This is a genomic window from Acinetobacter sp. NIOH-H-8, from assembly GCF_046635365.1.
In the GTDB taxonomy this organism is placed as follows: Bacteria; Pseudomonadota; Gammaproteobacteria; order Pseudomonadales; family Moraxellaceae; genus Acinetobacter.
Window position 1 is genome coordinate 46021 of the sequence record NZ_JBHDVN010000018.1, and the last position, 15961, is coordinate 61981.

The 15961-nt window shown below is 43.4% G+C and carries 14 protein-coding genes and 1 riboswitch; of the genes, 5 read left to right on the plus strand and 9 right to left on the minus strand.

The window, feature by feature from the left end; translation table 11 throughout:
* Positions 1 to 11 precede the first annotated feature (11 nt).
* From gluQRS to ACEWB7_RS09180, 6 genes are all read right to left on the minus strand, one after another.
* Positions 12 to 932, minus strand: coding sequence for a tRNA glutamyl-Q(34) synthetase GluQRS (gene gluQRS, locus ACEWB7_RS09155; RefSeq protein WP_312309894.1), 921 nt, complete (start codon positions 930 to 932; stop codon positions 12 to 14).
* Between the two features lie 2 nt (positions 933 to 934).
* Positions 935 to 1462: an RNA polymerase-binding protein DksA gene (gene dksA / locus ACEWB7_RS09160; protein ID WP_004787252.1), complete on the minus strand. Its 528-nt coding sequence runs from the start codon at positions 1460 to 1462 to the stop codon at positions 935 to 937.
* 208 nt (positions 1463 to 1670) lie between these two features.
* Complete coding sequence (locus ACEWB7_RS09165; RefSeq protein ID WP_034705362.1) at positions 1671 to 2483, minus strand: metallophosphoesterase; 813 nt, start codon at positions 2481 to 2483, stop codon at positions 1671 to 1673.
* A complete protein-coding gene (locus ACEWB7_RS09170; protein ID WP_104426962.1) occupies positions 2480 to 3115 on the minus strand; it encodes an NUDIX domain-containing protein in 636 nt (211 codons plus the stop codon). Before ACEWB7_RS09170 ends, ACEWB7_RS09165 begins: the two co-directional genes overlap by 4 nt.
* Before the next feature lie 79 nt (positions 3116 to 3194).
* The gene (gene thiC, locus ACEWB7_RS09175; RefSeq protein WP_312309892.1) at positions 3195 to 5090 is read right to left on the minus strand and encodes a phosphomethylpyrimidine synthase ThiC; all 1896 of its coding nucleotides are present in this window, start codon (positions 5088 to 5090) and stop codon (positions 3195 to 3197) included.
* A gap of 90 nt (positions 5091 to 5180) precedes the next feature.
* Positions 5181 to 5309, minus strand: a riboswitch (TPP riboswitch).
* A 96-nt stretch (positions 5310 to 5405) separates the two neighbouring features.
* Positions 5406 to 6443, minus strand: a complete 1038-nt coding sequence (locus tag ACEWB7_RS09180; RefSeq protein ID WP_052026321.1) for a hypothetical protein — start codon at positions 6441 to 6443, stop codon at positions 5406 to 5408.
* A gap of 281 nt (positions 6444 to 6724) precedes the next feature.
* On the opposite strand from ACEWB7_RS09180, the gene ACEWB7_RS09185 reads away from it, so the two are divergent.
* The 4 genes from ACEWB7_RS09185 (at position 6725) to ACEWB7_RS09200 (ending at position 11582) form a co-directional block, all read left to right on the plus strand.
* The gene (locus ACEWB7_RS09185; protein WP_034705354.1) at positions 6725 to 8074 is read left to right on the plus strand and encodes a TolC family outer membrane protein; all 1350 of its coding nucleotides are present in this window, start codon (positions 6725 to 6727) and stop codon (positions 8072 to 8074) included.
* A gap of 98 nt (positions 8075 to 8172) precedes the next feature.
* A complete protein-coding gene (phoU, locus tag ACEWB7_RS09190) occupies positions 8173 to 8892 on the plus strand; it encodes a phosphate signaling complex protein PhoU (RefSeq protein WP_034705351.1) in 720 nt (239 codons plus the stop codon).
* A 528-nt stretch (positions 8893 to 9420) separates the two neighbouring features.
* On the plus strand, positions 9421 to 10632 hold the full coding sequence (locus ACEWB7_RS09195) for a glycosyltransferase (RefSeq protein ID WP_312309890.1): 1212 nt from the start codon (positions 9421 to 9423) through the stop codon (positions 10630 to 10632).
* The gene (locus ACEWB7_RS09200) at positions 10629 to 11582 is read left to right on the plus strand and encodes a hypothetical protein (protein WP_312309889.1); all 954 of its coding nucleotides are present in this window, start codon (positions 10629 to 10631) and stop codon (positions 11580 to 11582) included. Before ACEWB7_RS09195 ends, ACEWB7_RS09200 begins: the two co-directional genes overlap by 4 nt.
* Before the next feature lie 75 nt (positions 11583 to 11657).
* Here ACEWB7_RS09200 and ACEWB7_RS09205 read toward each other — a convergent pair whose 3' ends face one another.
* Positions 11658 to 13460, minus strand: coding sequence for an ABC transporter ATP-binding protein (locus ACEWB7_RS09205; protein ID WP_166136421.1), 1803 nt, complete (start codon positions 13458 to 13460; stop codon positions 11658 to 11660).
* A 160-nt stretch (positions 13461 to 13620) separates the two neighbouring features.
* Between ACEWB7_RS09205 and ACEWB7_RS09210 the strand changes: the two genes are divergently transcribed.
* Positions 13621 to 14241, plus strand: coding sequence for an alpha-ketoglutarate-dependent dioxygenase AlkB family protein (locus ACEWB7_RS09210; RefSeq protein WP_262738472.1), 621 nt, complete (start codon positions 13621 to 13623; stop codon positions 14239 to 14241).
* A 239-nt stretch (positions 14242 to 14480) separates the two neighbouring features.
* On the opposite strand, the gene ruvX is transcribed toward ACEWB7_RS09210, so the two are convergent.
* Both ruvX and ACEWB7_RS09220 read right to left on the minus strand, forming a co-directional pair.
* Entirely contained in the window at positions 14481 to 14924 is a 444-nt protein-coding gene (gene ruvX / locus ACEWB7_RS09215; RefSeq protein WP_312309888.1) for a Holliday junction resolvase RuvX, read from the minus strand.
* Positions 14917 to 15471 carry a YqgE/AlgH family protein gene (locus tag ACEWB7_RS09220; protein WP_004787233.1) on the minus strand — a complete coding sequence of 185 codons (555 nt, stop codon included), beginning with the start codon at positions 15469 to 15471 and terminating at the stop codon, positions 14917 to 14919. The genes ruvX and ACEWB7_RS09220 overlap by 8 nt, the downstream gene beginning before the upstream one ends.
* Positions 15472 to 15961 lie beyond the last annotated feature (490 nt).

Below are 15961 nucleotides of genomic sequence, written 5' to 3' on the forward strand. Positions count from 1 at the left end.
AAAACCCGTTTTTATAAATAGTGACCTTGTAGCTCAGTTGTATGCGGGATTCGGGAGATATCCCATTGTGCGACGGCTTGTTCGAGCATACGAGCAGGGCGATCCAGTTCTACGGGCGCCTGACAGAGGGCTTGAAGTGCCTGTTGCAAGAGCAGGGGAGCTTGATCAAGATCCAGTGCTTGCGCCAGATTTTGCTTGGACAGTTTCTGGCCCTGATCATTCATTGCCAGTGGTAAATGCATATAGCTTAAACGCGGATAACCCAACAATTGACCCAGATAAATCTGACGTTCCGTGTTGTCCAAAAGGTCTGCACCACGGACTACATGGGTCATGCCTTGCAGATAGTCATCGACCACAACTGCCAGCTGATAATTTATAATGCTATCACGACGTTTCAGTACAAAGTCACCCAACTCCTTTTTCAGTTGTGAGCAGTGTCGGCCTTGTAGACGGTCTTCAAAACAGATTTCAACATCTTCAACCTTGACCCGAATTGCCTGATGTTCAAAAGGCAAACCTAAGTCACGACAGGTGTCCTGATAAATATGATTGGAACCCAGCATTTTACGGGTACATTGACAGGCATAGACCAGACCCTGCTGGCGCAGTTGCTGGATCACATTTTCGTAAATATCCAGACGATCTTTCTGATAAATGATTTCACCATCTGGCTCGAATTCAAAAGCATCCAAGGCACGCAAAATATGTTCTTCGCTGCCGGGATAAATTCGCGGGATGTCGGTATCTTCAATGCGGACTAGCCAGCGCCCCTGATGGGCTTTGGCATCACAGTAGCTGGCGACTGCGGTAATGAGTGAACCAAAATGCAAAGGGCCGGTTGGCGATGGCGCGAACCGGCCCACGTAATTCTCTTCAGCTTTCCCTCCCTTTGATAAAGGGAGGGTCAGGGAGGGATTACTTAAAGACATGCTTAACCGTTATTTTGCTTCTCTTTGATCTCTGCCAAAGTCTTGCAGTCGATACATAAAGTTGCAGTTGGACGTGCTTCTAGACGGCGCAGACCAATCTCGATACCACAAGTTTCACAGAAACCGTAGTCATCGTTTTTAATCGCTTCGATAGATTGCTCGATTTTGCGGATCAGTTTACGTTCACGGTCACGAGTACGAAGTTCGATGGCAAATTCTTCTTCCTGAGTCGCACGGTCATTTACATCAGGAAGCGCAGTATTTTCGTCTTGCATCGTATTTAAAGTACGATCAACTTCTGACATCAGTTCAGCTTTCCATGCCATCAAGATTTGGCGGAAGTGTTCAAGCTGCCCTTCAGACATGTATTCTTCATTTTTTTTAGGTTGATAAGGTTCAATACCAAATAAGCTAGCAGTAGAACCACCCTCAGTCGTTTTCGGCTTAGATTTGCGCACACGTTTTGTAGGTTTTTCCTCTACAACATCAGTTTGTTCGTCTAAGACTTGATTTTGGTTGTCATTCGCCATTTAGGGCATTCCTCATCATATGCGTATGTAATACGCAAAAAATATGGTGATATGCAATTTTTATCCACCCTGTAGAAAGATTATCCTCCTACGGGGGTCGTCATCATATAGACTTTTTATGCTTTTTGATAGTCTTTGATGTCTGGATTATAGATATCACATTTCCTTTGGTTGCAATAAAGTAATTCAAAAAAAATAAAATGCAAAGTTAATAACCTGAAATTTCGGTATTAATATTTTGCTGGCTTAAGGTCACACGTTCGATATGTGTATCGAACTCCCCATTTTGTTTCAAATGTAATACACGATAGCCAGGCGCCGCCTGGTCTAGCGCGAACTCCTCACTCTTGGGTTTGAACTGTACACTGGTCGATGGCGTCGATAAAAACTGGACACCCTGCCATTCATTGAAGGAATTCTGATGTACATGACCAAACAGAACCAGCTTTACATTGTGGTGCTGGGCCAGTACATCTTTCAGATCTTCGGCATTCTTTAGCCGGTGCTGGTCAATCCAGTGTGACTTCATCGTAAAAGGATGATGATGGCAAGCCACAACCACATACTGATTTCGGTATTCAAGCAATAATTGGTCCAGCTGTTGCAGTTGAGTCTGTTCTACCCAACCATCTATCCGATCCGGGACTGCACTATTCAGTAAAATCAGGGTCCAGCTGCCAAAATGGATGGCATGTGCCTGATCTCGATCCTGATAAAAAGGAAAGACCTTGATGTCATCATGATTGCCCGGAATCTGATAATAGGGCACCTGACAGGACTGGATATATTTTAAATAACGTGTATAGGTTTCTGCGACCGGCACCTGTGCCAGATCACCGGTATGTACGAGTGCATCCATTTCTGGAAAATTGCGCTGAATATGCTGCATGACTTCATGGAAGCTCTGTTCCGGATTCATATTCGCGAATTCCAGATTGGGCTGATCCATCAAGTGGGTGTCAGAAATCTGGATAATGGTCCATTTTTGTGGCGATGCAGGATTGAATTGTTCCGATGTCATGTCTGCCCCCTTAAACCTGACGGGACAGCCTGTTGATGCTGTTGTAGCCATTGTAGCGCCATAATCACAGGTGCATTTCTAAGGCGACCATTACTCAGCAGGGTCGGAATATCGGCATAATCCAGAATGTGCAGCTGGATATTTTCCCCTTCATCCGGCATGCCAAAAACACCGCCTTCTTCAGGCAGTTCAGTCTGGGCGACATAAAGATGAAACAGTTCCGAGCAGGCACCGGCAGACGGATAGAAGCTGAAAAGATGCTGCAAGGAATCAACAGTGCAGCCTGATTCTTCGAAAGCTTCGCGGCGAATACAGGTCTCAGGCGTTTCATCGCCATCCAGTACACCGGCAATGACTTCTAGTTGCCATGGCGTATCCTGATCATCCAATCCCCCAATACGGAACTGTTCAATCAAGCCGAATTTTTGCTGTTGATCGTTATACAGCAGTACCCCAGCGGCTTCAGGACGATGGATGAGCTCACGCTGCAATGCAGGTGTATAAGATTCCTGATGGAAGACACGGTGACGTAACGTGACTTTTTCCACCTGAATAAATCCCCGATATAAAAACTCACGGGCCTCTATCCTAAAATCTTTTTTATTATAAGAGGCTTGTTTAATAATATTCATAACTCAGAAAAGGATGAAATAACTTATTTTTTTCATCCTATCTGAGATTTTTATGAAAACAACTGTTTTTTTTACAGTTTTACACCTTGTGGTACAGTTTTTGACCAGAGTTATGGAAATCGTCTTTCATCTGGTTGAGGCCGGCTTCAATCTCTGCCTGCGTTACAGCCGGGGTCTCATCAGCAGATAACTGGCTAGCATAATCTCGCACATTTTGCGTGATTTTCATTGAACAGAACTTCGGTCCGCACATCGAGCAGAAGTGAGCCGATTTATGCGCCGCTTTTGGCATGGTTTCATCATGCATGCTGCGTGCTGTGTCCGGATCCAGGCTCAGGTTAAACTGGTCTTCCCAGCGGAACTCAAAACGGGCTTTGGACAGGGCATTGTCACGGGCTTGAGCACCTGGATGACCTTTGGCCAAGTCGGCAGCATGTGCGGCAATCTTGTAGGTAATGATGCCGTCTTTCACATCTTTCTTGTTCGGCAAGCCTAAATGTTCTTTCGGTGTCACGTAGCAAAGCATCGCGGTACCGTACCAGCCAATCATCGCGGCACCAATCGCCGAAGTAATGTGGTCATAACCCGGTGCGATATCTGTGGTTAATGGCCCAAGTGTATAGAAAGGTGCTTCCTTACAGACTTCCAGCTGCAGATCCATATTTTCCTTGATCATATGCATTGGCACATGCCCCGGACCTTCGATCATCACCTGTACATCATGTTCCCAGGCACGATGCGTTAATTCACCCAAAGTGCGTAGCTCGGCAAATTGGGCTTCGTCATTGGCATCCTGAATACAGCCCGGACGTAAGCCATCCCCAAGACTGAAAGACACATCATATGTTTTCATAATTTCGCAGATTTCATCGAAATGGGTATAGAGGAAGTTTTCCTGATGATGTGCCAGACACCACTGTGCCATGATCGAACCACCACGCGATACGATGCCAGTCAAACGATTCGCGGTCAGTGGTACATAACGAAGTAACACACCGGCATGAATCGTGAAGTAATCCACGCCCTGTTCAGCCTGTTCAATCAAGGTATCTTTAAAGATTTCCCAGGTCAGGTCTTCAGCTACACCGTTGACTTTTTCTAGTGCCTGATAAATTGGTACGGTACCGATTGGCACTGGAGAGTTACGGATAATCCATTCACGGGTTTCATGAATATTCTGACCAGTCGACAGATCCATAATGGTGTCGGCACCCCAGCGGGTTGCCCAGGTCATTTTTGACACTTCTTCTTCAATACTTGAACCCAGCGCAGAGTTCCCGATATTGGCATTAATTTTCACCAGGAAATTACGACCAATGATCATCGGTTCCAGCTCAGGGTGATTAATATTGGCAGGAATAATGGCACGGCCTGCAGCGACTTCCTGGCGTACAAATTCAGGGGTGATTTTCTGTAAATTTTTGGCACCAAAATTCTGTCCCGGATGCTGGCGCATATCGGTCCCTTCCAGCTGACACAAGTTTTCCCGAATCGCGATATATTCCATTTCCGGCGTAATAATGCCCTGTTTGGCATAGTGCATCTGGGTCACATTCTGGCCAAGTTTAGCCCGGCGTGGTTTCTGGATATGGGCAAAGCGGATATTGGCAGTACGGATATCACGTAGACGTTGGCGACCAAACTCAGAACTTAAATCATCCAGCATTTCTGTGTCATTACGCTGTTCAATCCAGCCTTCACGCAGATTTGGCAGGCCTTTATTCAGGTCAATTTCAATGTTTGGATCGGTATAAACCCCTGAAGTGTCATAGACCATCAGCGGTGCATTATATTCACCACCCAGACCAGTCGGGGTTTCGCTGAGAGAAATTTCCCGCATGGGCACCTGAATATCAGGACGTGAGCCTTGCAGATAAACTTTACGGGAAGCTGGCAGAATGCGGGTCAGATCACGCGCTTCCTGTTCGTGTGGAGTAAGTGGAGTTTCAGAAGAAAGATTCGTTAACTGGCTCATTGCAATGATCCTTATGAATGACATCAACGAATCAAGCACGACCAAAAACGTGGACGGAATTATCTGGGAGTAGATAAAACAAGGGTAATCGTTTTTAGATGGCTTGATTCCTACGCAGGTATTAACCTGATCAGGTTCAACGGTACTCACTATCAAATGGCCGAAAAGGCTGATTTAAGTGATCTCAGCGAGTTATTACTCGCGCTCCGTCAAGCGAGGCTAAATCTTAGCTTAGTTGGTATTTAAAAAGTAGCTTTAAATTGGGAGGGGTTGCTGATTTTCGGCTATCTCATCGTTTTTTAAGAAAAGATTGTTTTAAAGACAGATCGCATCTTTAAAGCAGTCTTTATTGTAGTTCTGTGAGGGTGGGGTGACTTGAGCATAATATAAAATCTGTTCAGTGCTGGAACGGTCACGATATTCCGCAGCTAAGGCACGCTGACGCTGTTCAGGATTCATGTCCAGAAACTCTAAAAATAATTGCGCCTGTGTCGATAACTTGGATTTCTGACCACGCGCTAGACCAATAATAGTTTCCAGATGGCTGGTTTCTACTGAATAACGGTCACGATAATCCTCAGAGATTGGCGATTGCTCGCTGCCTCTGAACAGGAAATAAGTATATTGTTTCAGCAGATATTCGGCATCGCGCTGATAGCTACTTTTCGGATAAGTTTGCAGATAATCTTCCCAGAATAAAGCGCGAGCGGCAATATTGGCAGCTTCAAGCTGTAAGCGTTTTTCGACCAAGACCGGTTCCATATTCTGCTCAGCCAGATTTTCAATAAATACCTTTTCGGCAGCTGGTAAATACGGCGCAAAGATACGTACCAGATATTCCGGACTACGACGATATTGTAGCGTGCCATTGCCCTGATCCAGCAGTTCTACATAGGCCTGACCTTTATGCTTCAATAAATACTGGTCGCGTGTGGTCAACTGTTCAAAGTGGCTTTGCTGAATAGTAGGATGCTGAGCCATATCTAAGGCATATTGCTCGAAAGCACGCTGCTGAAATTCGGTGCGTTCCACATGCAGGAAGCGTTGATACATTTCTGTGGAACGCTGCATCAGGTGTTTCTGCTCGGCCAGTTCCATGAGCGGCAGACACACTTTAAGGTCCTGATTAATCTGTTCCAGTGCAAAAGTGGTGCGCTGTTCATTAATCTGGGACATGTTTTTTTCAATATTTTCACACATGAGAGTGAAATCGTTCGCGGGAGATTGAACGTTTTTAACCTCGGCCTGTTCCATTTCAACTTGCGGTTCTGAGGATTGCTGGCATCCGCCTACGAACAGCAAACTGCTGAAAACAAAACAAACTTTGAATATCGAATGAATTCGCGTTAACACTATGCTTCAGGACTCTATATAGATGAAATCAGAAATAACTGCCTTACTGGGAGCTATATTGTATAGATCTAATTCAAGTTCTATGTGTAGTATTGTGAATGGCTTTGTTAAGCTAGGATGCAGGAAGGGGAAAATAGGAGGAATATTGAATAAAATCGTGGATCTATAAGAGAAAATTAATAAAAGTCATACGTAAAAAATCAAAAGAAATCTTTAGTATTGCTGGGTTTAAAGCGCCTTAATCTGATGATTGAAATGGCTGTAGGGGTGAAAACTATAAAATGAAATTAAAACTCATCGTCAGTGCCTGTTTATTGGGTGTCAGTCCGACACTGTTTGCGCTGGATCTGCTTGAAGCTTATCAGCGTGCCCAGCAGAATGATCCGAACTGGCAGGCGAATCTGTTGCAATACCAGTCGGACCAGCTCAATCTGGGCATTGCCAGCGGAAATTTATTGCCGACTGTGACTTTATCTGGAAATGTGACCCGTAAAAACCAGTCTGCTGATAATTCATCGATAGAAGGTTTGCCTGCCGAATTTGGGGAACTACAGGGTTCGAGTACGACCACGCGTCAGATTGCAGTTACTGCACGTCAGCCTTTATTCCGCTGGGATGCTTGGCAGGGTTATAAGCAGGTCAAAACCTCGGTAGAACTTAGTGAAGTTAATTTGCGTCTGCAAAAGCAGCAGCATATTTTGCAGGTGGCAGAAGCCTATTTTAATGTTTTACGTCAGCAGTCTTTAACCACAGCTTATTTACAGGAAGAGCAGGCTTTATCAGAACAGTTAAGGATGATGAATGCCAAACTTCGAGAAGGGCTCGTGGCGAGAAGTGATGTCAGTGAAGCCAATGCCCAATACCAAAGTGCACAAGCTAACCGGATTTCTACACAGGTACAACTGGTGCTGGCACAGGAACAATTGGCTCAGTTGATTGGGCCCTATCAGGAAAATCTGGCGGTTCTGCGTGAGGATTTCCAGTTTCAGAAACCTGTTCCGAGTAATATCGGTTCCTGGACCGAACTGGCACAAAACCAGAATCTGGAAATTCTACAGGCCCGTTTGCAGAAACGCTATTCGGAAGATGCCAAGCGGGTAGAGCAGGCGGCTCTCTATCCTCAGGTTGAAGCCGTCGGAACCTATGGCTATTTAAAGCAGACTCCTGAAACAGTGTTATCAACCAATGGTGATTTTGACCAGATTGGCGTCGAGGTCAACTGGAACCTGTTTACCGGGGGCCGAACCCAAAAAAGTATTCGTCAGGCCGGCGTAAATGTGCAGCGAAGTGAAGCCCAACTGGATGCCGCAATCCGCAAAGCCAACACCGATGTCAAACAGTCTTATCTGCAGGTAGAAACGGATGAGGCCAAACTCAATGCACGTAAAGCAGCGATGCAATCTTCAGATATTGTGTCTCAAGCTTCCAGAGCTCAATATCAGGAAGGTTTAAAAACCATGGTGGATGTATTGCTGGCGCAGCGTAATGCCTTCTCTGCTAAGACTGACTATCTGAATGCTAAATATGATTATTTGCTGCATGTACTGCAATTACAGGCTTCAGTAGGACAATTGACAGAAAAGGAACTGGCAGAGATGAATGCCTGGCTCATTGAATATGACCGTTCTTAAAGACGACTAATGAGTTGTCATCAAACTTTCATGATGGTCATGCTTTAATGACATTTCATGATGTGTTCTTGCCTTTTCCTGTTCTGGAGTAGATTTCCTTGAGTCCCAATAATCCTGTGCTCAGTCATCATATTTCTTCGCAATTCAATGAAGAATTGCAGGATGTAAATACCAAGTTCATGACCATGGGTGGCATGGTAGAACAGCAGGTAGCCAATGCCATTCATGCGCTGCTGGATACAGATGCTGCCATGGCGGTCGATGTGCAGTTTCAGGACAATATTGTGAACCGCCTGGAAGGTGAAATTGATGAGGCACTCACCCTGATTTTGGCTCGCCGTCATCCTGCTGCTATTGATCTGCGCATGGTGCTTGCCATGTCCAAGGCCAATACCGATCTGGAACGGATTGGAGATGAAGCATCGAAAATTGCCCGTATTGCCCAGACTTTGTGTGAAGAGGGTGGTTCACCACGCGGTTATATGGAAACCCGACATATTGGTAACCAAGTTCGAGTGATGATTCATGATGCATTGGATGCCTTTGCTCGTCTGGATGTAGACCAAGCGCTGCGCGTGATGCAGGCCGATGCCGACATTGACCGGGAATATCAGTCCGCTACCCGTACTTTAATGACCTATATGATTGAAGATCCACGGCATATTAGTCGGGTGATTAATGTACTTTGGGTACTACGTTCGCTGGAACGCATTGGAGACCATGCACGTAATATTTCGGAACAGGTCATTTATATGGTCAAGGGCCTGGATGTACGTCATAGCAGTGTTGAAGAAATTGAACAAAAATTTCAGCGTTAAGCAAACCTAAATAATAGTAAAAAGCCTGCATTGTGCAGGCTTTTTTTATTTCAAAAAAATGCTCTTGATATTGTGAAAGCTAGATAGGATAGGCGTTCCCTAATATTACTATGAGAAAAATCACATAAATAACAATTACTAATAAGCTTTGTAAATTTAATTAAAAGAAATGTGAACTATTTATCAAAAAAAATACAAAAGTTGTATATAATTTAGCAAAATGCGGGTTGATTTATGAAAATGGAATTATTTTCAGAAAGTGAAAAGATTTTTTCATGTGCTCATCAAACCAATAGATAAGAAAGAAAAACGAAGCTCTTTTGTTATCAGTCACATATTTCTGGTCTAAACCTAACCCTGCATTAATTTACTCAGTGAAATTATATATTTAAGAGAAAATTCATGATCATTGATGAAAGTCAAAGAGAAGCTTCCCGAATTTACTTTTCTGTGCAGTTAAAGTTTGTGATCGCGTTAATGGGTGCGCGTTTCTGGACCGTATTTTCCATCTGGATTGCCCAGGACTAGATGCATGATTTGAGCAGCTATATCGGTTATTTTTGGGCTATTTTCCTGATCTATGGTATTGCCATTATTCCAGGATTTATGAACTCATTTGCGGCATTCAGCCTGATGATGGACAGACAACCTAAACGTCAGCCATTAGCGGTTTATCCAGGGATTACCATGTTGGTCGCAGCCTACAATGAAGCCGCCTCAATTGAAGATACTTTGGTCAGTATTAGTCAGCAAAAATATCCGGGAAAATTACAGGTTATTGTGATCAATGATGGCTCTCAGGATGAAACCGCAGAGATTGTTCGCAAAGCAGAATCAAGATTTCCCTGGCTGACTTTATTGGATTTAAAGCAAAATGCAGGGAAAGCGCACGCCTTAAATGAAGGCCTGAAACTTGCCGAACATGATCTGGTAATTACCGTCGATGCGGATTCCTATCTCCATCGTGTTGCCCTGATCAATATTGTTGAACGCTATGTGGCAGATCCTCCAAATACACGTGCGGTTGCAGGTAAAATTCTGGTACGTAATTCGCGTACCAATCTGCTGACCAAAACTCAGGAATGGGACTATTTTCTGGGGATCTCGGCGACCAAACGCTTGCAATCTCTCTATCAAGGAACTCTGGTAGCGCAAGGTGCTTTCTCTATTTATGACCGTAATGCCCTGATTGAAGTCGGTGGTTGGCCTGAATGTGTAGGTGAAGATATTGTGCTGACTTGGGCCTTGTTAAATGCAGGTTATCGGATTGGCCATTGTGAGGATGCCTGCCTGTTTACCAATGCACCGACGACGCTTAAAGTGTTTGTTAAACAGCGTCAGCGTTGGGCTCGTGGCATGATTGAGGCATTCATTGAACATCCTAGTATTTTAATCAAGCCAAGACTCTCTACATTTTTTATTTACTGGAACCTGTTTTTCCCGTGGCTCGATATTGCCTTTACCTTTGGCTTTATTCCGGGAATCATTCTGGCATGTTTTGGACATTACTGGATTGTCGGAATCATGACCTTGGTGTTATTGCCAATGGCATTCCTGTTGGGCTTCTTAAATTATTCGATTGAACGCAGAATGTTTAATGACCTGGAGCTTAAGGTCCGCAAAAACTTCAGTGGCTTTTTATTGTATGTATTGGCCTATAGTTTCCTGCTTCAACCTGCCAGTATTTTAGGCTATATGGATGAAGTGTTGAGAACACGAAAAACCTGGGGAACAAAATGAACACTATGAAAATCACATATGTATGTGTTCCTTTACTCGTGAGTTTGAGTACTGCCAGCCTGGCCAATGGATTAAATGAAGATCAGACATCAAGTGAACGAGCGGCTGGAACGGAATTCTTTTTAAGTGACGATAGTGAAGGCTTCCAGACTCGTAAATTATCAGCGGAATTCTTGCCTCAATATGAAGATGCCGATCATTATCTGGGTATACGTGGCAGTGCCTATCAATATAGGACAGATGACTGGAAACGCGATGGTCAGAAGATCTCATTTATTGGGCGTGATATTGAGTCCGCTACAGCCCATGGCTGGACCTTAGAAGCAGGATTATTTGAGCAAGGTGGTCATACTTTATTGACCTTTGATGGTAGTTACCGTACCGCACTTGCAGAAAAGACAGCAGTAGAACTTTTTGCCAATCGTGACTGGGTTGAAACCCAGCCTGCACTTGATGCAGGAACAAACTTTACTTTTGTTGGTGCTGCACTGGATCAGGGTTTAGGTGAACATGTCACTCTCGTGGGTTTAGCAGGAACACAGTTTTTCTCGGATGATAACCGCCGTGATCATGGTCGCCTTAGACTGATTTATCAGCCTTCACTAGATCTGGGTCTAACGCTTCAGGCTCGTTACCGTATGTATCGCAGCAGTGAAGAAGATGTAGGTAGAGAGTACTTCAACCCAGAAGATTATCAAGAATCGATGTTCGCTCTTGGTTGGCGTCAGCGCTTTGCTGGCTGGTCTGCAGGCTTAACGGCAGGCTTTGGCCGAGAAAAAATCAATCAGGATCCGAGCCAGTCTACCCGGCTATTTGAGCTTAATGTACAAAGTCCTGTTCGTGGCTCGCAATTTCTGCGGATGAATGCCGGATATAACCGCAGTGCTTCTTTCTATGGTCCGAATTACGATTATCGTTATATCAGGGGTGAATGGATTATGCGGTTTTAATACTGGACGATGAATCTTGATTTTAAGCGGTCTTTAAAGACCGCTTTTATTTTTTAGGGATAGTTGAATGAAGAGCTAACTATGCGTTTCTTCCTCTGCATCATCTTCAAAAGTCTTGGCAATTTTTTCAATATTCAGGCTCTTGGCCATTGCATCAAAAATTTCCTTATACACGCCGTCCTGATGATAAAGCGCGTCATGTTCACCGTGTTCGGCAATACAACCTTCTTTCATCACATAGGTATAGTCTGCATCAATAATCTGAGACAGGCTATGCGAAATAATAATCACGGTACGGCCTTGCTTGATCTGATCCAAACTCTGTTTAATTTGTTCTGTTGCAATGGCATCCAGGCTTGCCGTTGGTTCATCCAGAAAAATAATCGGCGGGTTTTTCAGGAACATCCGTGCGATGGCAATCCGCTGTTGCTGACCGCCGGACAGTTGCAGGGCATCGGAATCATAACCATCCGGTAGCTGTAAAATCTGTTCATGAATTGAGGCTTTTTGAGCAGCTGCAATCACCTCATCCATACTGGCATTGGTTTTGCCATAACGGATATTGTCAAAAATTGTGCCCTGGAAAATATGATTTTTCTGTAATACTAATCCGATATGATCACGCAGATATTGAGTGTCATAATCTTTTAAGTCGATCCCATCCAGCTTGATCTGGCCTTCCTGTGGTTCATAAAATTTATCGAGCAGACTGATCAAGGTTGATTTTCCGGCTCCTGATAATCCTACCAGTGCGGTAATGGTATTGGGACGGATTTCCATATTGATATCTTTTAAAGCATGATGCTCATTCGGATAATAAAAATTCACGCCACTTAGCTCAAATCGGCCTTTAACTGGCGGTTTTTGCTGTCCGCTTTGCTCAATTTCAGCATCCGCTTCCAGAATATTAAAGAAGCTTTCTGAATAGATCATGGCATCATTCACTTCATCATAAATCCGGTGCAACGAGCGAATCGGGGCAGAGACGTTATTAAAGAGCAGCACATGGTACATGATCATGCCGATACTCATCTGGCCATCCAGTACAAAATAGGAGGTCAGAATAATAATCAGGACTATGCCGATCTGTTCAATAAAGGTTTTTAAGCCATCAAACAGGAAGCTGGTTTGCCGGGTTTTCATCTGGTTATCGGTCAGTTCACGCTGCAAGCTCAGCTGCTTGTCTGATTCAATTGATTCCCGGTTAAAGGATTTGATGACTGTAATTGAATTGATGATACTGAGAATCCCTTGGCTCTTTTTTTCCCGGCCATCTCTCAGACTACGGCGCCATCCACCGAGTTTTTGTGCCTGTTTATAGGTGAGCCAAAAGTAGATTGGCACAATCGCTGTGGCGACCAGTCCGACATAAAAATTGGCATAGTACATCAATCCGAGCGCGACAATTGCACTGGTAAATAGAGGAAAAATATCAATAAAAAAGATCTGAACCAGTCGGGTGAGGGAGCCAATTCCGCGATCGATTCGGGTCTGTAATTTTCCAGCTTGGTTATTGTCCTGATTAAAAAATGCCAACCGGTATTTTAAAAACTTTTCAATAATGCCTTGAGCCAGATCTTGGGAAATAAAAATCCGCAGCTTTTCTCCATAAAACTTCTGCCCAAACTGTACCAGTGCATTCACCACCTCTTTACCAAGTAAAATGGCAGAGATAGTAATCAGTATATGCCAGCCTTCATCCAGCCCTTGTCCTTGTTCCAGCAAAGCATTGATACTGTCGACTGCATATTGCAGGGTCAGTGCATTGACCTGAGCAGTAAAGGAACCGATCAGGGTCAGAATGAGGGTTGCAATCACCAGAAGTCGATAAGGGCTGACAAAGGGACGAAGTTTTAAAAACAGCTGCCATAAATTCATAAGCAATTATTTTTATTGTCAAAGTTGAATTTAGTCTAGGCAGGAATAAAGGTACTCACAAGAGTAAATGTTGTATTTATTTGTGAAATTAGATTGTAATTTTTCCGGATAAGTCTCAATCTTTTCAGCAAGATACTGAAATTTTTAGACTGATTTTAAAATGACTTTGGACCTGTTTGCGCCAGAACCTCAAATGAATTTATTACCCTTTGATGGGGTGGTAGAGGATTATGGCCAGATTTTAAATGAGCAGCAGAGCCAGCAATATTTACAGCATTTTCTAGCTCATCTGGCCTGGCAAGCGGATGAAGTCACTTTATTTGGCAAGCACTACGTCACTGGGCGAAAAGTCGTCTGGTATGGCGATGAACACTATCAATATCATTATTCCGGAAGTTTCAAACAAGCTCATATCTGGACACCGGGGCTATTTCGGTTAAAGCAGCATATTGAGAAATTGGTGGGTCATTCCTTTAATTCCTGTCTGGCTAATTTATATGAAGATGGTTCGCAGGGTCTGGGCTGGCATAGTGATGATGAGATGGCTTTATATCAAGGAGCATCCCGCGAAAATGTGATTGCATCCCTCAGTCTGGGTGCAACCCGCAAGATGAGCTTTAAACATAAGACAGAAAATAAAACAGTAGATCTGCTTTTGCAAAGTGGTCAATTGATTGTGATGCGTGGACAGACTCAACACTACTGGAAACATTGTATCCGGAAAACGACTCGGGTTTTGGAACCCAGAATTAACCTGACTTTTCGTTATTTTTTTCCTTAATTAAATTATCTTTGATAAAACAAAAAATATTAGTTCATTAGTATTTAAAATTCTTTCTCCCTCAGGGAGGAAGTGAGGATGAGGAAATTTCTTTGGTCATTGTTTTATGATTAAAAAATGATTGATAAAGGCACTCTATTCTTTTAGATTGAAAGTATCCCAATGAACTAAAAAAGAGATTCTTCAATTCAAAAAAAATAGCATCTCGAAAGATGCTATTGCTTCTATTTAAAAGAAATTTAGGGTTGCAGTCCAGCCGGATGCCGATACCAGCTTTCAATTAAAAGGGCAGCAGCAATACTGTCCGCAGACAATTTTTTGCCACGACCTTGTGCCTGATAATGATCCAGTTCATCCCGTGCTTCACGAGTGGTCAGGCGTTCATCCACCATCAAGGTTTCAATATTGGTCTGATGACGTAAACGGCGGGCAAATTTACGTGCCCGTGTCGACAGTTCAGATTCACTATCATCCATATTTAGTGGCAGGCCGACCAAAAATAGGCCCGGCTGATGACTTTTTACAATTTTCAGTAATTCGTCCCAGTTCGGAATCCCGTCTTTCATAGGAAATAAAGGGAGGGGATTGGCACTTTCAATCAGGGATTGGCCGACTGCTATTCCCATTTTCTGTGTACCAAAATCAAACGCCATAATAGTGTTTGGCGCGTTTACATCAGGCATGTCCAATCTCAGAAGATAACCAGGTTCGGTCTACGCCCATTTTTTTATAGGCAGCATCCCAGCGGTCGTTATAAGGTAAATTAAAAATCAGGTCCATATCGGATTCACAGATTAGCCAGTCACCCCGGGCAATCTCTTCTTCAAGCTGATGTTTGCCCCAGCTCGCATAACCCAATGCGATCTGATAGCGGCCTACACCTTCATTATGCGCAATCGCATCCAGAATATCTTTAGATGTGGTAATACAAACATTTTCACCCACAGCAATAGAGGAATGCCAGGTCGGCTGACCGGTATGCAGGACAAAACCGGCCTCTGGTCGCAAAGGTCCACCTTGCAACACTTCATGAGGATTGACATTATCCGCCTCAATGTCCAGATCATTCAGCAATTCTTTAATTTGAATGCCAGCAGGGCGGTTAATAATAATCCCTTGAGCGCCATCTTCATCATGACGGGCCAGATAAATGACCGTATGGGCAAAAAAATCGTCACTTGCATGGGGTGGCGCAATCAGACAACGATGAGTCAGATATTGTTTAGTCACCTGAGCGGCTCTCCAAAAGTCTATATCGTTTGTGATCGTGGTAGATGATTTATCAGGGCAAAAGACTGGATTTTCAATTCTGCAAATTGTCTATTCCTTATTTACTTATCCCACAAAAATGCACCACTGACAACTTAGCTTTGTAGATACTGGGTATAAAAAACTACAAATAGGTATTTTTTTTATTTTTTCAATAAATCAATAAAATTAGTTTTATTTTATTGAATGGTAAATTCTCGGGCTTATTTATTATCGACTAAGAATATAAAATAAATTTAAGAAGGAATAAGTTTATATATTTTTAATTAGATCTCTTTCATAAATCAAAAAACGATCTTCTTTTTGGTTAATATTTGCACTCCGGATTTCTTGGCATTCATGCATAATCTGCGGATGAAATACATCGATTCAAACAAGCTTTCTGATCCTCAGTTCAAGCGATACACGGGCATCTCATGGTCAACCTTTGATTTAATGGTTGAGCAATTGA